24 protein-coding genes are annotated in these 23,853 nt (G+C 58.4%); 12 read left to right on the top strand and 12 right to left on the bottom strand.

Annotation, left to right across the window (positions count from 1 at the left end; translation table 11 throughout):
- Positions 1–111: 111 nt before the first annotated feature.
- The 6 genes from uca to G6041_RS04990 form a co-directional block, all read right to left on the bottom strand.
- Positions 112–3,720 (bottom strand): urea carboxylase, encoded by a 3,609-nt coding sequence (uca, locus tag G6041_RS05015; protein ID WP_084999397.1) that lies wholly within the window; start codon positions 3,718–3,720, stop codon positions 112–114.
- 10 nt (positions 3,721–3,730) lie between these two features.
- Complete coding sequence (atzF, locus tag G6041_RS05010) at positions 3,731–5,545, bottom strand: allophanate hydrolase (RefSeq protein WP_012124716.1); 1,815 nt, start codon at positions 5,543–5,545, stop codon at positions 3,731–3,733.
- Positions 5,546–5,643: 98 nt separating this feature from the next.
- Positions 5,644–5,943, bottom strand: a complete 300-nt coding sequence (locus G6041_RS05005; protein ID WP_041460498.1) for a hypothetical protein — start codon at positions 5,941–5,943, stop codon at positions 5,644–5,646.
- A 480-nt stretch (positions 5,944–6,423) separates the two neighbouring features.
- The gene (locus G6041_RS05000; protein WP_007849850.1) at positions 6,424–7,527 is read right to left on the bottom strand and encodes a cobalamin-independent methionine synthase II family protein; all 1,104 of its coding nucleotides are present in this window, start codon (positions 7,525–7,527) and stop codon (positions 6,424–6,426) included.
- 209 nt (positions 7,528–7,736) lie between these two features.
- Positions 7,737–8,510 (bottom strand): OBAP family protein, encoded by a 774-nt coding sequence (locus G6041_RS04995; RefSeq protein WP_012124713.1) that lies wholly within the window; start codon positions 8,508–8,510, stop codon positions 7,737–7,739.
- A 113-nt stretch (positions 8,511–8,623) separates the two neighbouring features.
- Positions 8,624–8,794 (bottom strand): general stress protein, encoded by a 171-nt coding sequence (locus G6041_RS04990; protein ID WP_004386224.1) that lies wholly within the window; start codon positions 8,792–8,794, stop codon positions 8,624–8,626.
- A gap of 313 nt (positions 8,795–9,107) precedes the next feature.
- Between G6041_RS04990 and G6041_RS04985 the strand changes: the two genes are divergently transcribed.
- The 5 genes from G6041_RS04985 to G6041_RS21545 all read left to right on the top strand — a co-directional run bounded on the left by G6041_RS04985 (position 9,108) and on the right by G6041_RS21545 (position 11,546).
- On the top strand, positions 9,108–9,272 hold the full coding sequence (locus tag G6041_RS04985; protein WP_004386223.1) for a hypothetical protein: 165 nt from the start codon (positions 9,108–9,110) through the stop codon (positions 9,270–9,272).
- A gap of 80 nt (positions 9,273–9,352) precedes the next feature.
- Positions 9,353–10,264, top strand: a complete 912-nt coding sequence (locus G6041_RS04980; protein ID WP_004386222.1) for a bestrophin family protein — start codon at positions 9,353–9,355, stop codon at positions 10,262–10,264.
- Positions 10,265–10,427: 163 nt separating this feature from the next.
- Positions 10,428–11,231: a MerR family transcriptional regulator gene (locus G6041_RS04975; protein WP_012124711.1), complete on the top strand. Its 804-nt coding sequence runs from the start codon at positions 10,428–10,430 to the stop codon at positions 11,229–11,231.
- A gap of 95 nt (positions 11,232–11,326) precedes the next feature.
- Positions 11,327–11,422: a protein MgtS gene (gene mgtS, locus G6041_RS04970; RefSeq protein WP_004387782.1), complete on the top strand. Its 96-nt coding sequence runs from the start codon at positions 11,327–11,329 to the stop codon at positions 11,420–11,422.
- Entirely contained in the window at positions 11,415–11,546 is a 132-nt protein-coding gene (locus tag G6041_RS21545; RefSeq protein ID WP_007849860.1) for a hypothetical protein, read from the top strand. Before mgtS ends, G6041_RS21545 begins: the two co-directional genes overlap by 8 nt.
- A gap of 8 nt (positions 11,547–11,554) precedes the next feature.
- On the opposite strand, the gene dcp is transcribed toward G6041_RS21545, so the two are convergent.
- Positions 11,555–13,600, bottom strand: coding sequence for a peptidyl-dipeptidase Dcp (gene dcp, locus G6041_RS04965; protein ID WP_041460497.1), 2,046 nt, complete (start codon positions 13,598–13,600; stop codon positions 11,555–11,557).
- A gap of 159 nt (positions 13,601–13,759) precedes the next feature.
- Between dcp and ydfG the strand changes: the two genes are divergently transcribed.
- The 4 genes from ydfG to ydfZ all read left to right on the top strand — a co-directional run bounded on the left by ydfG (position 13,760) and on the right by ydfZ (position 16,542).
- Entirely contained in the window at positions 13,760–14,506 is a 747-nt protein-coding gene (gene ydfG, locus G6041_RS04960; protein ID WP_004387781.1) for a bifunctional NADP-dependent 3-hydroxy acid dehydrogenase/3-hydroxypropionate dehydrogenase YdfG, read from the top strand.
- Positions 14,507–14,594: 88 nt separating this feature from the next.
- Positions 14,595–15,281 (top strand): GntR family transcriptional regulator, encoded by a 687-nt coding sequence (locus G6041_RS04955; RefSeq protein WP_007849865.1) that lies wholly within the window; start codon positions 14,595–14,597, stop codon positions 15,279–15,281.
- Between the two features lie 39 nt (positions 15,282–15,320).
- Positions 15,321–16,214 (top strand): hypothetical protein, encoded by an 894-nt coding sequence (locus G6041_RS04950; protein WP_041460496.1) that lies wholly within the window; start codon positions 15,321–15,323, stop codon positions 16,212–16,214.
- 124 nt (positions 16,215–16,338) lie between these two features.
- Positions 16,339–16,542, top strand: a complete 204-nt coding sequence (gene ydfZ, locus G6041_RS04945) for a putative selenium delivery protein YdfZ (RefSeq protein ID WP_007867949.1) — start codon at positions 16,339–16,341, stop codon at positions 16,540–16,542.
- 155 nt (positions 16,543–16,697) lie between these two features.
- On the opposite strand, the gene G6041_RS04940 is transcribed toward ydfZ, so the two are convergent.
- The 4 genes from G6041_RS04940 to G6041_RS04925 all read right to left on the bottom strand — a co-directional run bounded on the left by G6041_RS04940 (position 16,698) and on the right by G6041_RS04925 (position 21,362).
- Entirely contained in the window at positions 16,698–18,164 is a 1,467-nt protein-coding gene (locus tag G6041_RS04940) for a mannitol dehydrogenase family protein (protein WP_012124708.1), read from the bottom strand.
- A gap of 165 nt (positions 18,165–18,329) precedes the next feature.
- Positions 18,330–19,607: an MFS transporter gene (locus G6041_RS04935; protein ID WP_007901437.1), complete on the bottom strand. Its 1,278-nt coding sequence runs from the start codon at positions 19,605–19,607 to the stop codon at positions 18,330–18,332.
- A gap of 58 nt (positions 19,608–19,665) precedes the next feature.
- Positions 19,666–20,880: a D-mannonate dehydratase ManD gene (manD, locus tag G6041_RS04930; protein ID WP_004387246.1), complete on the bottom strand. Its 1,215-nt coding sequence runs from the start codon at positions 20,878–20,880 to the stop codon at positions 19,666–19,668.
- A gap of 155 nt (positions 20,881–21,035) precedes the next feature.
- The gene (locus G6041_RS04925; RefSeq protein ID WP_004387245.1) at positions 21,036–21,362 is read right to left on the bottom strand and encodes a YnfA family protein; all 327 of its coding nucleotides are present in this window, start codon (positions 21,360–21,362) and stop codon (positions 21,036–21,038) included.
- A gap of 115 nt (positions 21,363–21,477) precedes the next feature.
- Between G6041_RS04925 and G6041_RS04920 the strand changes: the two genes are divergently transcribed.
- Positions 21,478–21,807 (top strand): DUF1283 family protein, encoded by a 330-nt coding sequence (locus G6041_RS04920; RefSeq protein ID WP_004387244.1) that lies wholly within the window; start codon positions 21,478–21,480, stop codon positions 21,805–21,807.
- Positions 21,808–21,873: 66 nt separating this feature from the next.
- Complete coding sequence (gene speG / locus G6041_RS04915; protein ID WP_004387243.1) at positions 21,874–22,434, top strand: spermidine N1-acetyltransferase; 561 nt, start codon at positions 21,874–21,876, stop codon at positions 22,432–22,434.
- Positions 22,435–22,486: 52 nt separating this feature from the next.
- Here the strand turns inward: speG and G6041_RS04910 are convergent, their stop codons facing one another.
- Entirely contained in the window at positions 22,487–23,194 is a 708-nt protein-coding gene (locus G6041_RS04910; protein WP_015386706.1) for a YnfC family lipoprotein, read from the bottom strand.
- Positions 23,195–23,310: 116 nt separating this feature from the next.
- On the opposite strand from G6041_RS04910, the gene G6041_RS04905 reads away from it, so the two are divergent.
- Entirely contained in the window at positions 23,311–23,607 is a 297-nt protein-coding gene (locus G6041_RS04905) for a DUF1161 domain-containing protein (protein WP_007867972.1), read from the top strand.
- Positions 23,608–23,853 lie beyond the last annotated feature (246 nt).

Below are 23,853 nucleotides of genomic sequence, written 5' to 3'. Positions count from 1 at the left end.
TTTCCGTGCATGGTTTAATGTGGCGGGTGCGCTGACGCTTACCCGCCCTACGGGGCGGCTTGCGTTGTAGGGCGGGTAAGCGTCAGCGCACCCGCCGCCTGGCATGTCAGATCAACTGAGCCACAAAAGGGCATCGCCCGGTGCCACAGGCCGCCCCTGCTGACAACGAATACGCGCCACCACGCCATCCACCGGCGCATGCACCATCAGCTCCATCTTCATGGCCTCCACCACGATAAGCGGCTCGCCCTGCTTCACCCGCTGGCCCGGCTCGACCAGAATCTTCCAGATGTTGCCGTTGAGATCGGCGCTCACCAGCTGCCCTTCGCTTTCGGCCTCATCTTCTGCCTGCGCCTCATGGGGGTCATCCTCCGGCTCCTGCGTGTGCCAGTGCGCCACCTCGGCACTGAACGCGGCCTGCTGACGCTCGCGGAACGCGGCAATATCCTGCTCGTTAGCCGCTAAAAAGGCGCGATATGCCGCAAAATCAAACTCGCTCTCTTCAATGCGGACAGACGCGCGGCCCTCGCGGAAAGCGTCGCGGAAATCATTCAGTTCGACTTCGCTAACCGGGTAGAAACGCACCTGATCGAAGAATTTGAGTAACCACGGCTCCTCGCCGAACTGCGGGTTTTTGAGGAATTTGTTCCAGATGGGCAACGTGCGGCCCACCAGCTGGTAGCCGCCGGGCGAATCCATGCCGTAGATGCACATATACATCCCGCCGATGCCGACGGTGCCCTCGGCGGTCCACGTGCGCGCCGGGTTATATTTCGAACTGAGCAGGCGATGGCGCGGATCGACCGGCACCGCGCACGGCGCACCGAGATAGACATCCCCCAGCCCGAGGATCAGGTAGCTCGCGTCGAACACTACCTTTTTCACGTCGTCGCGGTGCGACAGCCCGTTCGCGCGGCAGATAAAATCGACGTTATTCGGCAGCCACGGTGCCTGAGCGCGCACGGTCTGCTGGTAACGCTCTACCGCCCCAAGCGTCGCGCTGTCTTCAAACGCCATCGGCAGCCAGACGATTCGCGAGGGGATCTTCAGCGACTCCACATCGCCAAGCTGTTTTTCAAGGCTCATCAGCAGCGTCAGCAAGGCGCGCTGTCCCAGACGCTGGCTGTCGTAACGTACCTGCAACGACCGCACGCCGGGTGAAAGCTCCTCCACGCCCTCGACGCCGCTCGAACGAATCGCCTTCATCAGCAGATGCACACGCAGTCGCAGCGCCAGATCCAGCACGTTGTCGCCATATTCGATGAGAATGTAGCTGTCGCCCGCCTGCCGCCACACCACGGCGGGCAGACCATTTTGCGCAGGCACTTCGGCTAAAATCGCCGCACTTCCGGTTATGCCGGGCAGCAGCGTCGGCGTCTCATCCGGGCGGGCCGTCACCGCGCGCAGATGGTTGCAGGCCACCTCCTGCGCCAGCTCCAGCGACTGCGCATGTTCGATGCTTACCGGATGAAAACGAATGCGATCGCCAGGCTTCACCTGACCGACTTTCCACAACTCCGAGCGGGCAATGGTGACCGGGCAGACAAAACCGCCGAGGCTCGGCCCGTCGCGGGTGAGGATCACCGGGAAGTCGCCGGTAAAGTTAATCGCCCCGATAGCGTATTCGCAGTCATGGACGTTAGACGGATGCAGCCCCGCCTCGCCGCCATCGGCGCGGCTCCACTCCGGCTTCGGGCCGACCAGCCGCACGCCGAGACGGTTGGAGTTGTAATGCACCTGCCATTCGGCGGCGAAGAAAGCGTCCATTGACGCGGGCGTAAAGAAATCGGGCGCGCCGTGCGGCCCGTAGAGCACGCCGATATTCCAGACCTCGCCATAACGCGGGATAACCCCCGGCTCCGGCGTCCGGGGCGGCGAGATGGGCGCAGGCGTGGTGCAGGCGGCGAGCGCCGGGCGCGATATCGCCAGCACGTCGCCGGGGCGCAGCGTGCGTCCGGCATGGCCGCCGAACTGCCCGAGCGCGAAGGTGGAACGGCTGCCGAGATACTGCGGCACGTCGATGCCGTTACGCACCGCCAGATAACCGCGACAGCCTGTGCGGGCGCGGCCCAGCGTCAGCGTCTGTCCGGCGCGGACGGTAACCGGCTGCCAGCAGGCGACCGGTTCGCCATCGAGCTTTGCGTCGCAGTCCGCGCCGGTGAGCGCGAAGATAGCGTCGCTGTGAAAGCGCAGCGTCGGCCCCTGAAGCGTGAATTCGAGCCCGGCGGCCTCCGGCGCGTTACCCACGATACGGTTCGCCAGCCGGAAGGCGTAATCGTCCATCGGCCCGGACGGCGGCACGCCGATATCCCAGTAGCCCAGACGGCCCGGATAATCCTGCACGCTGCTCCAGGTGCCTGGCTCCAGCACTTCGATGGCGTGCGCGTGGTAGCTCACTTCATCCAGCAGGCGCGTCCACATGGTGGCGTTTTCAAACGCCTCCAGACGGATAATCTGGCGCAGATAATCAAGATTAGTGGCGATGCCGTGCAGGCGTGTGGCGTCGAGCGCCTGACGCAGTTTCGACAGCGCCTGCGGGCGGTCATCGCCGTGAACGATGATTTTGGCGATCATCGGATCGTAAAAGGCGCTGACCTCCGCGCCGGTGCTGACCCAGCCATCGACCCGCACGCCGTCAGGGAAATGCACGTCAGTAAGCTGCCCCGGCGACGGCTGGAAGTTTTTCAGCGGATCTTCGGCATAGAGACGCACTTCAATCGACGCGCCCTGCGGTGCTTTTGCGAGCCGCGCCCTGTCCAGCGGCTCGCCCGCGGCCACATTAATCATGCACTCGATAAGATCCAGCCCCGTCACGGCCTCGGTTACCGGGTGCTCCACCTGAAGGCGGGTGTTGACCTCCAGAAACCAGAAGCGATCGCTCCCGGCGTCATAGATAAACTCCACGGTGCCTGCGCTGCGATAATTGACCGATTCGCCGAGCGCCACCGCGGCGGCGTGCAGGGCCTCGCGGGTCGCCTGCGGCAGACCCGGCGCGGGCGTCTCTTCCACCACTTTCTGGTTACGACGCTGGAGCGAACAGTCGCGCTCGCCGAGCGCCGCCACGTAACCCTTGCCATCGCCCAGGATCTGCACTTCCAGGTGACGCGCACGGCTGATGAATTTCTCTATAAACACGCCGTCATCGCTGAAAAACTGCAGGCCCTGGCGTCTGACGCTCTCCCAGGCCTGCGCCAGCGAAGGCGCGTCGTCGCAGCGCGTGAGCCCGATGCCGCCGCCGCCCGCGGTGGTTTTCAGCATCACCGGGTAGCCAATATCTTCTGCCGCCTGGGTTGCCTCCTCAAGCGAGCGCAGCAGCCCGCTGCCCGGCGTCATCGGCACGCCCGCCTGTGCCGCCAGCGCGCGGGCGCGGTGTTTCAGGCCAAAATCGCCAATCTGCTGCGGCGTCGGGCCGATGAATACCAGGCCCGCGGCTTCGCACGCCGCTGCGAATTCAGCGCGCTCGGAAAGAAAACCGTAGCCGGGGAAAATCGCCTGCGCCCCGCTCGCTTTCGCCGCTGCGAGAATTTTATCGACGTTAAGATAGGTGTCGCGCGCCGCGTCGCCGTCGAGCGCGATGGCGATATCGGCATCGAGCACATGCTGCGCGTTACGATCCGGCGTTGAGTAGACCGCGACGCTCGCGATGCCCATTTTTTTCAGGGTACGAATGGCGCGACAGGCGATCTCGCCGCGGTTGGCGATAAGCACTTTACTGAACATGATTTTCTCCTCAGGCGCTCTGGTGGCGGGCAAGCCAGGCTTTCCAGCCGCCCCATTCCGTGATGTCGGTGGCGCTCCCGAGCGCCTGCGGTTCGCAGATAAAGCCTTTTACCGCGCGGCCATCGGCGAGCGTCAGCGTGCCGATACCGAGCGGCGGCGGGATCTCCGCGACAAACTCTCCAAAGCGCGCGAGCGGGATATCCCACAGCTCCACCACGATGGGCTGCCCGCTGTCTGCACGCGCAAGCCCTGGCTTCGGCGGCGTGGTGTTGGCGAGCGCATAAAGGCGATAGTCCGCCGCCGTGGTGGTCTCTTCGATAAACACCGCGTCGCGGGTGGTGAGCTGGTGGTTGAGCGGCATGCCGCGCAGGTGGGCGCCGACGACCGCGAGGCGCACGTGGTGTGGCGATGGCGCGAACGGTTCGGCCGCGGGCAGCGCTTTATTCGTTGCGCCGAGCGGCAGCGGCACCGCCTGCTGCCAGAGCGCGCCGAAGTGCGCCAGCGCCGCGTCATGCCAGGCGGGCGCGATAAGCGTAATGCCAGCCGGCAGGCCGTCGTCACGGAAATCGCCGGGCAGCGCCAGCGCGCAGAGATCCGCCAGGTTAGTGAAATTGGTGTAGTAGCCGAAGTGCGAGTTGTAGCGCACCGGCTCTGCTTTCATTTCATCAAGCGTATGAATGGTGGGCGATGTCGGCACCACCAGCGCGTCTACGGTCTCCAGCACCTGCGCAATCTGGCGCGCGAGCGCGGCGCGGGTATATTCCGCCTGCCAGGCGTCGCAGGCCGTGTATTTCAGGCCGCCTTCCACAATACCGCGCACGGTCGGGTCCATAACGCCCGCTGGCTCATTGAGCATCTCGCCCACCGCGACGGTGCGCTCGGCGACCCAGGCGCCCTGATAGAGCTGCTCCGCAAGCGTACGAAACGGCGTGAAATCGACCGGCACCAGCGTCGCGCCGAGCGCTTCGAGGCGCGTCAGGCTGTGGTGATATGCCGCCTCGCTGTGGCGGTCGCCATAAAATTCGGGCGCGTCAGGCACCGCAAAACGGGGTTGTGCGGGCAGACGCGCGGGCACGGTACGCGGATTAGCGCGCGAGTAAGCATCCGCGGCGTCATAACCGCCTGCGAGGCTCGCCACCTGAAAGGCATCGGCGGCGCTTAGCGCGAAAACGGAAACGCAGTCGTTCAGGCGGCACGCGGGCACCACGCCACGGTTCGACAGCCAGCCTTTGGTGGGTTTGAGGCCGACAATGTTGTTGAACCCGGCCGGGACGCGCCCGGAGCCTGCGGTGTCGGTGCCGAGCGCGAAAGCGACCAGCCCGCGCGCCACCGTGGACGCCGAACCGGCGCTGGAGCCGCCGCTGACATAGGCCGGGTTAAAGGTGTTCGGCACCGCGCCGTAGGGCGAGCGAGTGCCGACCAGCCCTGTCGCGAACTGATCCAGATTGGTTTTGCCAAGCACGATAGCGCCTGCGGCTTTGAGTTTCGCCACAACGGTGGCATCCTCTTGCGGGGTATACGCAAACGCCGGACAGGCGGCCGTCGTGGGTAACCCGGCAACGTCGATATTGTCTTTCACCGCGAACGGCACGCCGAAGAGCGGAAAATCCGCGAGGCTTTTGCCCTCGTTGATGGCCGCCAGTAACGGCGCGATTTGGGCTTCAAGATGCGACGGGCTGGCGCGGGTTATCCACGCCGAATCGTTATTTTCTTCATTCGTAAAAGCGGCGGAATAAATTTCCGTAATGCGCGTCGGATCGTCCTGATATTCCCTGCGCCACTCAGCAAGCGTCAGAGGCGTAAACAGCGGTGAACTCGGTGACATAACTGGCATCCCATCTGGTATACAAGATGAGTGTTATTTAGCAAAGGGAATGCCAGTTTTTAAAATCATCCACATTTCAATGAATTAAGAATTAAATTTCAAAATAATTTCTGTTTACTCTTTAAAATCCCCTCCTTCAAATAATACGTGGTTTCGTTATGGTGCAGCGGTGCGACATTAATGTGCAATGTGCCGATAAAATAAATAAAGATGATGGTTAACGTGGCGGGAATATATTTTTGCGATGGTTTCAGAGGGCGGGTTTTAATGGTGTGGCACAGAAATGGTGAGTGCGCTGCGCTTACCCACCCTACGATGAGGGTGGCGTTTTGTAGGGCGGGTAAGCGACGCGCACCCGCCATGCGATAAAGGTGGCGTTTTGTAGGGCGGGTAAGCATCGCGCACCCGCCATGCGATAGGGGTGGCGTTTTGTAGGGCGGGTAAGCAAAGCGCACCCGCCTTTCAAAATAAACCGAGGGTAAAGAGGTTGGTTTTGCTCCGGCTAAAAAAAATCGGCCCCTGAGGGCCGATTTCCGCCGGGAGCCGGGATTGCAAAGGGGGCGGCGGCGAGCCCCCTTTGCACGTTCGCGTGAGGGAAGCGCCCATATAAGGGTCACGTTCTGGCGAACGGAACCTATTCACGGCCTTTCATATCGCCTCGCCCCGGCAGAGGGTAAAAAACAAAGGTGGGTGCGCTGCGCTTACCCACCCTACAAACCCTACAGCACCACCCGCAAAGTGGGTGCGCTGCGCTTACCCACTCTACAAACCCTACAGCGCCACCCGCAAGGTGGGTGCGCTGCGCTTACCCACCCCACGGTGAAGGCGACATGTTGTAGGGCGGGTAAGCATCGCGCACCCGCCATTCAAAACCCGCCTTACCACACTTCGCTGGCGACACTCGTCACCAGGCGCACTTTTTCCCACTGCTCGGCGGGCGTAATGCTGTTGCCCTCTTCGGTCGAGGCGAAACCACACTGCGGGCTTAAACAGATCTGATTGATATCCACATATTTCGCCGCTTCTTCCAGACGCGCTTTAATCAGCTCCGGGTTCTCCAGCTCGCCGTTCTTGGTGGTAATCAGCCCCAGCACCACCTGCTGTTTACCCGGACGGATAAAGCGCAGCGGCGCGAAATCGCCGGAGCGGTCGTTGTCATATTCCAGGAAAAACGCATCGACATTCACGGTGCCAAACAGCACTTCGGCCACCGGCTCATAGCCGCCTTCGGCAATCCAGCTTGAGCGGAAATTCCCGCGACAGACATGCAGCCCGATGGTTAAATCCTCTGGTTTGCCTTCCAGCGCCTGGTTCAGCACACGGGCATAAATGCGCGCCAGTTCGTCCGGATCGTCGCCGCGCTCGCGGATCTGACGACGCTGTTCGTCCGAGCACAGGTACGCCCAGACGGTATCATCCAGTTGCAGATAGCGGCAGCCCGCGTCGTAAAAGGCGCGGATGGCGTCACGCCAGGTGGTGGCGAGATCGTCGAAGTAGTCCTTCAGATCCGGGTAGACGTTGCGGTCGATGGCCGCCGCGCCGCCGCGAAAATGCAGCACGCTCGGGCTTGGAATGGTCATTTTCGGCTCGGCATTGCCGCTGACGCTTTTCAGGAAGCGGAAATCTTCCAGCATCGGATGATCGCCAAACGCCACTTTACCGGTGACGCGCACGCTCTGCGCTTTGGTCTGGATGCCGTTGAACTGGATGCCCTGATTCACTTCCACCAGCTCCACGCCCTGCAGCGCGCCGAAGAAGTCGAGATGCCACCAGGCGCGGCGAAATTCGCCGTCGGTTACCACATGCAGGCCGCAGGCGCACTGCTGCTCAACGGCGTGACGAATCGCGTCGTCTTCGATCTTACGCAGGTGCGCGGCGTCTATCTCCCCTGCCGCAAACTGCTGGCGGGCCTGCTTAATGGCATCCGGGCGTAAAAAGCTGCCGACGATATCGGCGCGAAACGGGGCGTGTTGACGCTGCATAGTGTTCTCCTCGTAGCCTGCCGCGATGGTCACGTCAGGTGATAGTTCAATAATTGAATTTTTAGCCGTCTGGATGTCTATATGTCCAGAGAATGACATTACCGTGCGCGTCAGGCAAACGAGGAAATTTCATGGGTGTTGAAAAATATTCATGTAGCAGATAAAAGAATCCCCACCGAAGTGGGGAAAACGAAAGGCACAAACAGGGGTTATTTTTTCTCAGACGAAGCGCTGCTGTCCACTACGCCAGGAATATCTTTGATATCGCCTTTAAACTGCCCTTTCAGGGCATCGACGCCGCTTTGCGGCTTCGCGAATTTTTCAAGATCGGCGCGCGAGCGGCGGATTTCGTCAGTGTTGACGCCAAGCTTTTTGTCGCGCTCGCTGACAAGCTCAGGCTTCGCCTCGCCGTCGCGGTTAAATGACCAGGCAAGCATCGGCGGCCCAAGCGGCAACGCATCGCCTTCATCACCCGGCCCGCCGGTATGCCAGACATGCCAGGTTTTCCCGTAGCTGTTCATTTTATCCTGCATCAGCCGGTGCTCAGCTGGCTCCGGGATACCCGGCGCGATAAGCTGCCCGCTGAGGATTTCGCCATTGTGCGGATGCCAGTACTGTTTTTCCTGCGCCGGCAGTTGATTAAATAGTTTTTCGGAAATGATATATTCCAGGCCATTCATCCTGGCCTCTTTGGTATTTCCGTCAAATAAGACGCACTGGGCAAAATCCTGATTGACCTGATGGCAATAGTGGTGCGCTTCCATCTGTTTTTCGGGGATCTCTTTCATCGGATGAAAGCCCACCAGATAAATATCAAATCCTTTTAACGGGGCGTTGCTTTGTAATACGGCCGCACCGGTTTCCAGTAACCTGGTCGTCGTGCTTTTATCAGCACCCGGCGGTGTGGCGTTTTCCGCCTGCGCTAAAAAAGCGAGGGAAAGAAGCGGAAGCAACGTTATTTTTACTGCGCGTTGTAATTTCATAAGGTCATTAAACAAATAAAAGGTATTTACGTCATGCGCTAAACGACCTCCGGTATGAGCATTGACTCATACCGGAGGGACGTTATGCCGGGCGCATGCGGCCCGCCAGCCCGTCAGGAAGACGAACGGCTGCTGCTTTTACCGCCTTTACGGCCAGCTTCTGCGGCACGCTCGCGGTCATTTTTAAAATTTCCGCCGCTATTCTGGCCGCCTTTACGACCGGCTTCAGAAGCGCGTTCACGATCCTCAGCAAAATTACCTGAACCACCACGATGTTGAGCCATAATATTCTCCTCGGATAAGCAGAGATAATTTAAACCGCGTTCTCACCATGCGAACGCAGCAGTAACTATAGGCACGCTTCTCCGTTTCGCAAGTCACATTAGCCGCAATCAACTATTTTAACGCTGCGCTTGTACGAATATATTTTGCAGGGTGTGTTTATCTGCTGAATACCAAAGGGTTTTATCGTCTTGCGCTCTCGATTAATAAGAAAATTCTTAAAAGAAAGCATTAATTATTTCCGGGTCGCTGTGAGGTCTATTATTTATCTGCGAAGTGTCGTTCGTTGATTTAATTTCCGCCGAGGAGTGATTAATGAAACAGAAATGGTACTGCTGCCCCTCCATGAAGTTAAAAGACCGATTTATGGTGCTGATTATGGGACAAGACGTGTTTCTGCTGTTCCGCAAAGGCGGTTCGCTGAGAAAGTCCCGCGACTGGCTGGCGCGTGCAAAGGCGAAATTTATTCCTTTAGGGTAAGACACTGCGTTTTTCTGGTTGCAGACAAAAGCGCTATCTCGTTTAATAAGTAGCGCTTTTGTTAACCCCTTGTGAGTATCATGATTGTTCGTCCCCCTCAGCACTGGTTTGCCCGACTCTTTGTCTGGCATGGTTCCGTATTAGCCAAAATATCCACGCGTCTACTCCTTAATTTCCTGCTCTCAGTGACGGTTATTTTCTTTTTACCGTGGTATGAGGCGCTCGGAATAAAACTGACCACCGCCCCTTTTAGTATTCTGGGGGTGGCGATTGCGATTTTTCTTGGATTTCGAAATAGCACCTGTTTTGCCCGTTTTAATGAAGCGCGCCTGATTTGGGGGCAACTGGTTATCCACTGCCGTTCACTGCTCCGCACCGCCCGCACGCTGCTGCCGGATAACGCACAGGAGTTGCATCATCTGGTGAATCTGGAGGTAGCGTTCTGCCACTGTCTGCGCCTGACGCTGCGCCGCAGAAAGCTCGACAATGTGCTTGACCGCTATCTCACCCGCAGTGAAATGGCGCGCGTAATGAACAGCAATTCTCCCTGCAATACGATTTTACTTATTATGGGTGAGTGGCTTGCCGCGCGGCGCAACGGGCTGTCCGATATTCTCTTTCAGACGCTCGATCAGCATATTAATCAGCTTGCGGCAGTACTGGCGGGCTGCGAGCGCATCGCCAATACGCCGCCGCCGTTCGCCTATTCGCTGATGCTGCACCGCACGGTTTATTGCTTCTGTATTATGCTGCCGTTCGCGCTGGTGACTGACCTGCATTTTATGACGCCCTTTGTGTCCGTGTTTATTTCGTACACGTTTATTGCGCTCGATACGCTGGCCGAAGAGCTGGAAGACCCTTTCGGCACCGAAGATAACGATCTGCCGCTGGACGCGCTTTGCAATAATATTGAAATAGACTTACGTGAAATGAACGAAGAGGCGCAAAAACCGGCTAAATTATTGCCGAACCGGCATTATCAGCTTACCTAATGTATATTCATATTCACGACGAATATTGAATAATGCACCGTTAATGATTAGCAGGGTGGACGAAGTGTGTTAGCGTAAACCCTGTTCTCTTCTTCCCTTCGTTTCTCATGAAAGGGCCATTCCTCTCCTGTTTTGTATTGCAGCCTAGCATTAAGGAATCGCCATGTCTCATTTCACGATCGAAATGCTCTCCGATCAGTGCGGAGTCAGCATGCCTAATTTACGCGCGTGGCAGCGGTCAGGATTACTCCAGCCCGTGCGCGACGACAGCGGCAGACGCTATTTTGACTACAGCCATTTGATGCGCATTCACGCCATCCTGAAATGGCTCGATCGCGGCCTGCCGCTTAATGAAATCGCCCGCATTCTGAAGGGTGAACAGACGACCCAGATCAGCCAGTGGGAAGTATGGCAGGAGCAGTTGCTCGCTACGCTTGAGAAAACGAGTCTTGAAAAGGGCCGCGCGCTGCTGCTTAAAATGGGCCGCGAGCTGCCCGCCGGGATGCTGCTGGATAAGGTCGTGCTGCCACTCCGTCTGTGGCTGGGGCACGGGCACGCCAGCGCGCAACTGACGCGCCGTGCGCGCTTCGACACGCTGATTATCGAATACGCCACCTTTCTGATGCAGACGTTGCGTAAGCGTCCGGCGTCCGGGCTGGTCGTGATAGCGATGAACAGTCACGATCCGCTGAGCGTCTGGCTGGAAGCGATTCGCTTTTCCGGTGAAGGCTTTCGCATTGATGTGCTGCAGCAGCCCGTGCCGCTGCCCGATCTCGCGCAGTTCGCCGCCGATCACTATCTGATTTACAGCGATGTGCCGTTAACGCCCGCCCAGCTTGCGCTCTGGCAGCAGTGGCAGCTTGACGGCATGCCGCTATTCAGCGCTGGCGCTGGTTTCGCAACGCCGCCTGATCTACCGGACGCCGCCAACCTCCCCGACGCGCCGCTCTGCGAAAACGCGCAGTAAGCGCGTCTGTCGCCAAACTATTATCCCGCTGTCGTCTTTACGTCACACGTTCAGGGCTTTGTTAAAGAAGGGTGTGACTAAAGGCGGGAGTCGTGATGCCGGGAGCCGCGGATCTGTTTATCTGTATGCCGGGAATTGTCTTGCTGGCGGGGTTTCTTGCCGCGTATTGCAGCAAGAAATGGGATGACTGAGCGTAAAACAAAAAAATACCGCCAGCGTGAACTGACGGTAAGGCTTGCATGGATTGTTTTTGTCCTGCGCTCAACATCACGCTTATTGCCGCATCATGCCATGCGCAGGTTCAACGTCACCTAAACGTGGGTTTATTCCGTTAAGCCACGGTTTTCCAGCATCGGCTCGATGCGTGGGGCGTGGCCGCGCCAGGCGAGCCATAACGCTTCGAGATCGCGACTGTTGCCACGCGAAAGAATGGCGTCGCGAAAGCGCGCGCCGTTTTGCGCGTTTAACCCGCCCTGCTCTACAAACCACTGATAGCCGTCGTCCGCCAGCATTTGTGTCCAGAGATAGGCGTAGTAGCCCGCCGCATAGCCGCCGCCAAAGATGTGGGCGAAATAGCTGCTCCGGTAGCGCGGCGGGACGGCGCGCAGCGCGATGTGCTCCTGCGAAAGCGCGGCTGCTTCAAACGCGGCCACATCCTCGGGTGTGGATTGCGGCGTCAGGCTGTGCCAGTGCTGATCGAGCAGCGCCGCGGCTAACAGCTCGGTCATGTCGTAGCCTTTGTTAAAGCGCGCCGCGCGGAAGAGTTTCTCGCGAAGCGCGTCCGGCATCGGCTCACCGGTCTGGTAATGGCGCGCAAAGTTCGCGAAAACGTCCGGGTGGCTCGCCCAGTGTTCGTTGATTTGCGACGGGAACTCCACGAAATCACGCGGCGTGTTGGTGCCGGAGAGCGTCGCGTAGCGCTGGCTGGCGAAAAGACCGTGCAGCGTATGGCCAAATTCGTGGAACAGCGTGATAACGTCATCCCAGGAAATAAGCGCAGGCTGACCGGCGGCGGGCTTCAGGTAATTACAGACATTGTAGATAACCGGCCTGTGGCCGGTGAGCGTGGACTGGTCGACGAAATTGCCCATCCAGGCACCGCCGCTTTTGCTGTCGCGCGCGAAGAAATCGCCGTAAAACAGCGCAAGCCCGCTGCCGTCTTTATCGAAGATTTCCCAGACGCGGACATCCGGGTGATAAACCGGAATGTCGGTACGTTCCTGGAAACGGAGCCCGAACAGCGTGCTGGCGGCGTAAAAGACGCCGTGAATAAGCACGTTATCCAGCTCGAAATACGGTTTGATCTGCGCGTCGTCGAGCGCGTATTTCTCGCGCCGCACCTGTTCGGCGTAAAACGCCCAGTCCCAGGCTTCGGCCTGAAAGCCGCCGTTCTCGCGGTCAATGACCTGCTGAATATCGGCAAGCTCCCGGTTGGCGCGCGCCGTCGCCGCCGGCACGATATCGCGCATAAAGCGCAGCGCCGCCTCCGGCGTTTTGGCCATCTGATCGGCAATGGTCCAGGAGGCGAAATCTTTAAAGCCGAGCTGCGCCGCCTGCTGCGCGCGCAGCTGCGCCAGGCGCAATACCAGCGCGCGCGTGTCGTTGGCGTCGCCTTTTTCGGTGCGGTGCCAGCCTGCTTTAAAAAGTGCCTCGCGCGTCTCGCGACGCTCCAGTGACTGTAACGCCGGCTGCTGTGTGGTGTTCAGCAGCGCGATAAGCCAGCGCCCTTCCTGCCCTTTTTCACGCGCGGCCTGCGCGGCGGCGGCGACCTCTGCCTCGCCAAGCCCGGCCAGCGCCTCGCGGGACGACACCAGCAGCCCGCCCGCTTTATCCGCCGCCAGCAGACGCTGGTTAAACTGGCTGGTAAGCTGCGCGGCCTCGCGGTTAAGCGCTTTAAGCTGTGCTTTTTGCTCCGCGCCAAGCGTCGCGCCCGCGAGCATAAACTGCTGCCAGACGACCTCCACCAGACGGCGCGACTCCTCATCCAGCCCCAGCGCGTCGCGCTGCTCATAAACGGTATTGAGCCGCGCAAATAGGGTTTCATTAAAGTGAATATCATCGGACAGCGCCGCAAGCTCCGTGGAGAATTCTTCATCCAGCGTTTGCAGGTAATCGTTAGTGTGCGCTGAAGTCATCGCGAAAAAGACGCGGGTGACGCGCGCGAGCATCGCACCGCTGCGCTCAAGCGCCAGATACGTGTTTTCAAACGTCGGCGCGGCGGGGTCGGCGGCGATCGCCTCCACCTCGGCGCGCTTCTGGCGCACCGCCTCGTCAAAGGCCGGGCGGTAGTCGTTATCGGTTATCGCGTCGAACGGCGGCGCCTCGTAAGGCAGCGTACTGGCTGAGGAAAAAGGGGTCGTTACCGGCATGAGGATCTCCGCAAAAGCGTGATGGTAAAAACACAGCTTATGCAGCCTCGCCGCAAACGGCAATGGTTTCGAGCCGCAACCCATCAGTAAGTGATATTCCACAGGGCGCGCCGGGCGTGCTAAGGTAACTGCTCTGAAAAAGCCTTGAGGAACAGCGAGATGATTATTCTGGTTACCGGTGCGACGGCCGGGTTTGGCGAAGCCATTACCCGCCGGTTTGTGAAGAACGGTCATAAAGTCATCGCGACAGGCCGCCGCCAGGCGCGCCTCGACGCGCTGAAGGATGAGCTTGGCGAAAGCGTGCTGACACTGCAACTGGACGTGCGCAATCGCGCGGCGATCGAAGAGGCCATCAGCAGCCTGCCGCTGGAGTGGCGCGACATCGATGTGCTGGTCAACAACGCCGGGCTGGCGCTGGGGCTTGAGCCCGCGCACAAAGCGAGCGTCGAAGACTGGGAAAACATGATAGACACCAACAATAAAGGCCTGGTCTATATGACCCGCGCGGTGCTGCCCGGCATGGTTGAGCGTAACCGCGGTCACGTCATTAATATCGGCTCCACGGCAGGCAGCTGGCCTTACGCGGGCGGCAATGTCTACGGCGCGACCAAAGCGTTTGTGCGCCAGTTCAGCCTCAATCTGCGCACCGATCTGCACGGCACCGCCGTGCGCGTGACGGATATCGAGCCGGGTCTGGTGGGCGGCACTGAATTCTCGAACGTGCGTTTTAAAGGCGATGACGATAAAGCGGGCAAAACCTACGAAAATACCACCGCGCTGACGCCGGACGATGTGACCGAAGCGGTCTGGTGGGTGGCGACGCTCCCGGCGCATGTCAATATCAACACCGTCGAGATGATGCCGGTGAGCCAGAGCTTCGCCGGGCTAAGCGTACACCGCCAGTAACGCTCCTCTGCCCGTACCCCGTCCGCGCTGGGCGGGGTGGGCAATTAATGTTAAATTGCCGCAGTTACCCGCAAATTAAGACAAAAGAATGGCCGCTGAAACTCCGCTCAACCCGACCCAGCCGGTGAGCCAACAGATTTACCGTATCCTGCGCCGCGATATCGTGCACTGCCTGATCCCGCCAGGCACACCGCTTTCTGAAAAGGAAGTTTCGGTGCGCTTTGACGTGTCGCGCCAGCCGGTTCGTGAGGCGTTTATCAAGCTTGCTGAAAACGGGTTGATTCAAATCCGCCCGCAGCGCGGCAGTTTTGTGAATAAGATTTCGCTGCGCCAGATGCGTAACGGCTGCTTTGTGCGCCAGGCGATTGAGCGCGCCGTGGTGCAGCGGGCGGCGGGTATGGTGACTGACGCGGATCTCTATCAGCTTGAGCAAAACCTTAATCAGCAGCGCACGGCTATCGATCGCAAACAGCTGAGCGATTTTTTTCAGCTCGACGACGAATTTCACCACCGCCTGACGCAGGTCGCCGACTGCCAGCTCGCCTGGGACACCGTGGAAAACATTAAAGCGACCATCGACCGGGTGCGCTATATGAGCCTCGATCACGTCTCTCCGCCGGAAATGCTGCTGCGCCAGCATAATGATATTTTTCACGCGCTGGAGCGCCGCGACCCGCAGGCCGCCGACGACGCCATGCGCCTGCATTTGCAGGAAATCAGCGAATCGGTATTGCTGATCCGCCAGGAAAACCGCGACTGGTTTACCGAAGAGTAACCGCGCGGCGCGATGAACCAACACAGGGATGGACATGCGATGCGCGCATTACTGCTTATAGGCTGCGCCCTTTTCTCTTCATCGCTGCTGGCCGATTGTCTTCAGAGCGAGGCTATCGCCACGGCCGCCGCGGATTTTACGTGGTCGGCAAGTACCGTCAGCGCCACGCCGCGCGCACATTTTTATTCCGCGCCGTCATCAGAATGCCGCCTTGACGCGTTTCTGGTGCCGGGCGACGCCGTGCAGGTGTTTCGTCTTTCTCAAGGTGACAGCCAGAGCGCGGATGATAAAACGCGCCCGTTCGCCTGGGTGAGCTATCGCGACAACAGAGGGCGCGTGGCGACCGGCTGGATGGAAACCGCAGCGCTCAAAATGCAGCAAGACATACTCCGGCCAGAAGGCGTCTGCGCCGCTCGTCTTCGTGAGATGGACGATACGCAGAGTATCCTGGAGAACGCCAACCGCTACGACGTAACCGGCAGTGGACGACATTTCTTTTACACCGCCCCCGACGCGCAGTGCCGCAGCCAGCAGGTGTTTCTGGTGGCGGGCGATACGGTGAGCGTGGGCCGCATGCTGCCGGGCTTTCGCGAGGCGACGTGGTACGGCAAGGACGGGCGAATTGTCAGAGGCTGGCTGGAATCGGCGGCGCTGCACGCGACCGGCACGGGCGACGCCTGGCGTGAGGATATCAGCGAAAGTCCGCTGGCCCGTGTAACCCGTACCGTCTCTTTGCAGCTCAACCCCAACGGCCAGTGTATTTTCTATGAGAACGCGCAGGACGGCGACATTTACCGTTTGCTGGTGCGTGAGGATCACACCCGCGCCGGATGTCGCGGCGCGGCCGACCCTGAAGTCGCACCGGTGGTGGCGAATATCGATATTGATATCGCAAGCGGGAAGATCGTGCGTAACGGGCCCGCAGGCGAGTAGTTGCGGGCCGTGATATTCATCACACAAATGCCTTGTTTTTGATCGAGATTAACGTTTTTCAGGTCGTGATTTTTAAAATGGGGCTCGTCTGGATCATTCCCAACTATTCAGAGGAGATATCACCATGATGACCTACGATCGCAACCGTAACGCGATTACCACCGGCAGCCGTGTCATGATCAGCACCACCGGGCAGACCGGCGTGATTAAAGCGATTCACGGCGACGGCATGACGCCGGAACAAATTCGCCGTGGCCGTACCGTCGAAGTGGAAGGTTGCGAAGGGAAATTCGAGCCGGTCGAGTTGATTCGTTTGGGTATGCATTAATAGTTGTCGGGCGGGTGTTGTTGTACGGCGGGTGCAAGACTGGTGAACGGCGGGTGCGCTCCGCTTACCCGCCCTACAAATAACAAACTCGATGGGTTTTCGTAGGGTGGGTAAGCGCAGCGCACCCGCCAATACCCCCCACCTTTAATAACCCGTCAACACCCCGCTTTCATATACTGCGCCACGGTCGCTCTGGCACCGTCATCAAGAAGAAGCTGATACGCCTGCGTCACCTGCGCCACAAACTCTGTTCGCGCCGGAAGATCCTCGCCAAAAATCGCACGAATACCGAGCAACGCTTTCACCCGCGCCTCGCCCTCTTCGCTGGTGCGTACTGCGTCCTGAATCACGTTTAACAGCGGATCGCACACCTCAATCGCCTTCCCCTGCTCGTCCACGCCGCTCACGTAGCGCATCCAGCCCGCCACGCCGAGCGTCAACAGCGGCGCCGCGCTGTTGTGCGCCTGATGCCAGCGCAGCGAATCGAGCCAGCGCTGCGGCAGTTTCTGGCTACCGTCCATTGCAATTTGCCAGGTGCGGTGGCGCAGCGCCGGATTGCTGTAGCGCTCAATCAGCCGATCCGCGTAGCGCGCCAGGTCAACGCCCTGCACGCGGAGCGTCGGTGCCTGTTCGTTAAGCATCAACGCCTGCGCGGCGCGGCGATAATTCGTATCTTCCATGCAATCGTTGATGTGCTGATACCCCGCCAGATAACCGAGATACGCCAGAAACGAGTGGCTGCCGTTCAGCATACGCAGCTTCATCTCCTCAAACGGCACCACATCGCGTACCAGCTGCGCCCCCGCGTTTTCCCACGCCGGACGGCCCGCCACAAAATTATCTTCAATCACCCACTGGCGGAACGGCTCGCAGGCCACACCCACCGGGTCACGCACGCCGGTCAGCTGCGCGATTTTATCGAGCGTTTCCGGCGTCACCGCTGGCACAATCCGGTCCACCATCGTGGACGGAAAAGTCACGTTCTCTTCAATCCATGCCGCCAGTTCGGTATTTACGGCGCGTGCGAACGCCATTACAACGTTGCAGGCCACATGCCCGTTTTCCGGCATATTGTCGCAGGACATCACACTGAAACCCGCGAGCCCGGCGGCTTTGCGGCGCGCCAGCGCCTCCACAATGACACCTACGGCGGATGACGGCGTTTCAGGGTGTGCGAGATCGGCGGCGATAAGCGGATGATCCAGCATCAGCTCGCCCGTTGCGGGGGAATGACAGTAGCCTTTTTCCGTAATGGTCAGCGAAACAATCGCCACCTGCGGCTCACACAGCGCGGCGAAGACCGCCTCCAGGCCATCCACCTGCGCATGCAGCGCCTGTTTCACCACGCCCACCACGCGGGCGCGCCAGGCGTCGGCGGACATCTCCGCCACGGTATAGAGATTATCCTGACGGCGGATATCGGCGATCTGCTGCTCGCCGCCAATCAGGTTAATTTCACAATAGCCCCAGTCACTGCCGTGCTCTGCGGCAAGAATATCGGCGTAAACGCCCTGGTGCGCGCGGTGAAACGCGCCAAAACCCAGATGCACAATACGGGCGACCAGCGCGTCGCGGTGATAGGTCGGGAGAATGGCGTGGGCGTGAAGCAGCGTATTTTCCATGGTCGTGACTCGTTTGATAAATAAAGAAATTTGTATAAAGCCTACGCTTCACACCGGTACGCTTTATGATTTACGACAGCTTTTGATAACTACATTAACTAGAATGGTAGTAAAGCGTGATTTTTATCACGCTTTACGTTTTGCCGGAGAAAATCAGGGGAACGATCAGACGGTAACAGGCTTCGCGGCCAGGTTATCCGCCACGCGCGCTTTAACGAACGTCCAGAGGATAATCGCGCCGACGATATCCATCAGGCTCAGAATAATAAAGAACGGGTTGTAGCCAACGGTATTGACCAGGCCGCCCATAATGAGCGTGCAGATAAAAATGCCCGTCCAGCCCGCGGTACCGGCGAAACCGCTGACGGTAGAGGTTTCATTGCGCCGGAAGAGATCGGTCGCCATCGTAATCACCTGGGTGGAGAGCATCTGGTGGGCAAAGGCGCAGACGGAAACCAGCGCTATCGCCACATAGGCGCTCTCCACAAACCCCACCAGCGAGAGCGGCAGCATCAGCACCGCGCCGGTGCTGAACCCGATACGCCGCGCGTTAATGGTCGAGATATTCCAGCGCTTCATCATGAAGTTATTGAGAAAGCCGCCCGCCATGCCGCCGAAATCCGCCGCCAGAAACGGCAGCCAGGCAAACAAAGCGATATCTTTAAGCGGCATATGCCGCACCGTCATCAGATAGACCGGCAGCCAGAAGTTAATCGTGCCCCAGGCAGGATCAGCCAGAAAGCGCGGCAGCGCGATGCCCCAGAAGTTGCGCTGGCGCAGGATCTGCATCACCGACGGTTTGCTGCCGTCAGCCTCCAGATGCTTCTCCTGCCCCTCTTCGATGAGCCGCGCCTCTTCCGTGCTGAGCGCCCGATGGCGCGCGGGGGATTCATAGCCAAACCACCAGATAACGGCAAAGACAAGCCCGAGCGCGCCGGTGATGACAAACGCCATTTCCCAGTTGTAGGCCATAATGGCCCACACTACGAGCGGCGGCGCCAGCATCGCGCCAATCGACGTGCCGATATTCGCCACACCGCCTGCGATGCCGCGCTCTTTCGCCGGAAACCATTCGGAGTTGCACTTCACCCCTGCCGGGATCGCCGAGGCTTCGCTAAGCCCCATCAGCCCGCGCAGGAAGGCCAGCCCGCCCCACGAGTTGCAGGCGGCATGAGCCATGTTGGTCACGGACCAGGCGATAATCATGATGAAAAAGCCGAGCTTTAAGCCCACCACGTCGATAAAGAATCCGCAGAGCGGCTGCGCAAGCGTATAGGCGAACTGAAAGGCGCTTAAAATCCAGGCGTATTGTTGCTCATTGATATGCAGTTCGGTAAAAAGCGTCGGGGCCGAGACGCTGAGCGAGCTGCGCGCCAGCGCGTTGATAATCGTGCCCAGCGACACCAGGCCTATCATATACCAGCGTAAGTGTTTAATTTTCATGGGTAGGGTCCGGAGGTTTTTTATTATTGTCACCGCAGCGCGCCGCGGTGATGCAGGGTTACCAGTTCCACAACGTGCCGTCTTCAAGGCGGGCTACCGGCAGATACGCCGGATCGTAGGGGTATTTCGCCGCCAGCTTTTCATCAAATTCAATGCCGAGCCCCGGCTTCTCGCCAGGATGCATGTAGCCATTGTCGAACGACCAGCTGTGCGGGAAAACTTCCAGCATCTGCTCTGAATAGCCCATATATTCCTGCACGCCGAAATTCGGCACCCAGAGATCGAAATGCAGCGCGGCGGCGTGGCAAATCGGCGAGAGATCCGACGGCCCGTGCGAACCGGTACGCACCTGATAGAGCGCGGCGAAATCGGCGATGCGGCGCATGCCGGTAATCCCGCCCGCGTGGGTCACCGTGGTGCGGATGTAGTCAATCAGTTGCTCTTCGATAAGCTGTTTACAGTCCCAGATGCTGTTAAAGACTTCACCGACCGCAACCGGCGTCACGGTATGCTGGCGGATAAGCCGGAAACAGGCCTGGTTTTCGGCGGGCGTCGGATCTTCCATCCAGAAGAGACGGTAATCCTCAATGCTTTTACCGAAACGCGCCGCCTCGATGGGCGTCAGACGGTGATGCATGTCGTGGAGCAGGTGTTCGTTAAAGCCAAATTTCTCGCGCACCGCCTCAAAGAGTTTTGGCGTGAAATCGAGATACTTTTCGGTGGACCAGAGCTGCTCTTCCGGCCACTGGCCTTTGGTGGCAGGCTCATACGCCAGCCCTTTGCCCTTCGCCATTCCGTAAGTGGTTTTCATGCCCGGCACGCCGCACTGCACGCGGATCGCCTTAAACCCCTGCTCTTTATGGCGCGCGTAATCCTCAAGCACGTCATCAATGGTGTGGCCGGTGGTGTGGCAGTAAACCATCACACCGTCGCGCGACGCGCCGCCGAGCAACTGGTACAGCGGCATTCCGGCGGCTTTGGCTTTGATATCCCACAGCGCCGTGTCGATGGCGGAAATCGCCGACATCGTCACCGGGCCGCGCCGCCAGTACGCGCCTTTGTAGAAAAACTGCCAGATATCCTCGATGCGCTGCGCGTCGCGCCCTACCAGCTGTGGGCAGAGGTGATCGCGCAGATAACTGGCGACGGAAAGCTCGCGCCCGTTCAGCGTGGCGTCGCCAAGCCCCGTCAGGCCATCATCGGTGGTGATTTTAAGCGTCACGAAGTTGCGCCCCGGGCAGGTGACAAACACTTCCGCTTTACTGATCTTCATGCATCCTTCCTTTTGTGTAACAACGATGCGTAATTTGTACGCATTACGCTCAACTAACTTAACTACCATACAAGTTGATTTAGCGGAAAGATGCGCGACGCTTCACAAAGCGTGAAGCGCGGTTACCAGAAAAGTCAGGTGAAATCAGAAGCGCGTCAGGCGCGGCCCCAGCCTGCGACGATAATCAACATGCCGCACAGCGCGACCGCCGCCCCTGCCCAGTCGTAGAGACTCAGGCGTACGCCATCGACGACGCGCAGCCAGATAAGCGCGGTCATCACATAGACGCCGCCGTAAGCGGCATATACCCGCCCGCTCGCCGCCGGATGCAGCGTGAGCAGCCAGACGAACAGCATCAGCGACAGCGCCGCTGGCAACAGTAAAAGCACGCTCGCCCCTTTGCGCAGCCACAGCCACGGCAGAAAACAGCCAATAATTTCCGCAAGCGCGGTGGCAAAAAACAGCAAAGTGGTTTTAATCATATTGAGGCTCATTGAGGTAATATCGGCAATCGCTGCCGCTGTGCGCAAATCGCGCACGATGATATAGTAAAGCGTGTCGGCTTTACGACAAGAACCGCTTCTTAAGGATATCGCTATGAACAAATTCCTTCGCCACTCACTGCTGCTGGCGTTGCTGACCGGCGCGCTGTCAGGCGTCGCTAACGCGCAAACCGATAAACTGATTATTGAGTCTGGCGATAACGCGCGGACCCGCCAGGATGCCGCGATGGATAAAGAGCAATGGAATGACACCCGTTCTTTACGCCAGAAAGTGAACAAGCGTACCGAAAAAGAGTGGGATAAAGCAGATGTCGCGTTCGACGCCAAAGACAACTGCGAGAAAAGCGCGAATCTGAACGCCTACTGGGAGCCCAACACCCTGCGTTGTCTTGACCGCCGCACCGGCCGCGTCATTAATCCGTAAACCCTCTTTGTATCACGGCTCCCGCACAGCGGGGGCCGGTATTTCCCGCGCATAAAAGGATGAACGATGTCAGACTACGTTGATGTCAAACTGCGCCCGCTGGAACGTGAAGATTTGCGTTTCGTCCACCAGCTCGACAATAACGCCAGCGTCATGCGCTACTGGTTCGAAGAGCCTTATGAAGCGTTCGTCGAACTCTCCGATCTCTACGATAAACATATCCACGACCAGAGCGAACGCCGCTTTGTGGTGGAGTGTGACGGCGATAAAGCAGGCCTGGTGGAGCTGGTGGAGATTAACCACGTCCACCGCCGCGCTGAATTTCAGATAATCATTTCACCGGAGCATCAGGGCAAAGGCCTCGCCAGCCGTGCGGCAAAACTGGCGATGGATTACGGCTTTACGGTGCTGAATCTCTATAAGCTCTATCTGATCGTCGATAAAGAGAATGCCAAAGCGATTCATATTTACCGCAAGCTCGGCTTTATGGTGGAAGGCGAACTGATCCATGAATTCTTTATTAATGGCGAGTACCGCAACACCATCCGCATGTGTATTTTCCAGCATCAGTACCTGACGAACCTCAAACCCGCCGGGACGACGCTGCTGAAACCCACCGCGCAGTAATATTTAAGCGCAGGAATACCTGCGCTTTTCTCAGGTTCGTATTAACAGCCTGTCAGTAATAATTGATTTCGTTCTGAATGGTGAATTTATGCAGCACGGGCGGCGTCGCGCTGGCGTCGGTAATTTCCAGTACGCAGCTTGACGGGTTGAGATGGCGGTCATATTCGCAGCTCTGTTTCGCCGTATCGATAACTTTACTGTTAAGCGTCGTCACCGAGGTGTAGTCATGTTTTTTACGCGTATCGCTCGGCGTCGCGACGGTCGATAGTTCTGCGTCTTTGGTTTTGCTGGTTTTGCCGAGCGGATAGCCTTCATCATCGTAGCGGTAGGTGGTTGATACTTCGGGCGTGTGCCCTTTCACGACAAATTCACGATCGTTGGTTTCATAGACCATGCCCACCGCCGGCAGCTCGGCAAGCTGGCATTTGCCCTGTAAACGGATACGCTTTTCGCGGCTTATCGCGTCGAGATAGTAATTAGCGTCCAGCACCAGCGCCAGATGGCTGTTACTCGGTTTGTCGGAATAATTCAGCGTCTCGAAGCACCCTTCTTGCGAGAGGGTGCCGTTAACTTCCGTCTCCACCTCGCCGCTGTCGTTAATCAGCTTCTGAGTGAAGTTTTTTACCGGGCCGCGTAGCGGATCGAAATTAAACTCGCTTGAGAAACTGGCCATCTCCGGGCTGAACGGCGCGAGCGCGTCCGGCTTATCGCAGCCGGTCAGCACAAGCGTTACCATCATTACCGTCACGTAGTTTTTCACGTCTTTATTATCCTTCTGCGGCCTCGCCAAAAGCGGCATGATATCTGAAAAGTCAGTGATATATATAACAACTGCTATGCTTACTACATCTGTTTTACGTCAATAAGGAGCCGTTAATGAAAAAACGTTACTGGGCAGGCGCCCTCCTGCTGGCTGCGACATTACCGGTCAGCGCCGCGCAAAACTCCTGTGAACGGGTTAAAGCCGATATTGAACAGCGCATCATTAATAATGGCGTACCGGAAACCGGATTTACGTTAACTATCGTTCCTAACGACCAGGCTGACCAGCCGGATGCGCAGGTGGTCGGACATTGCGCGAACGATACGCAGAAAATTCTCTACACCCGTACTCAAAGCGGCAACGCCAGCGGCGGCGGAACGTCGCAGGGCGCGGCCAGCGAACCGCAATAACCGCACACGGGGCTTCGGCCCCTTTTTTATTTCCCGCCTTCCATACGCCACATCTATTGACCCTCGTTAACGTTTTCTACTCCGTTATGAGTAAAACTCTTCTCTGCGCTAATCATTAGCCATCTACTTTTCTGCAATCCGGTTTCATCGTCGCACCTGTCGCCACCTGTCTCTTGCCTTTCTGGCGTCGCCTGAAACGCGGGCAAGCAGGCCGACCATAAAAACAAAACCACAACCAGAAAACAC

Source organism: Cronobacter sp. HA18003, assembly GCF_011605905.1.
Taxonomy (GTDB): Bacteria; Pseudomonadota; Gammaproteobacteria; order Enterobacterales; family Enterobacteriaceae; genus Cronobacter; species Cronobacter sakazakii.
This window is presented reverse-complemented; position numbering and strand designations above follow the sequence as displayed.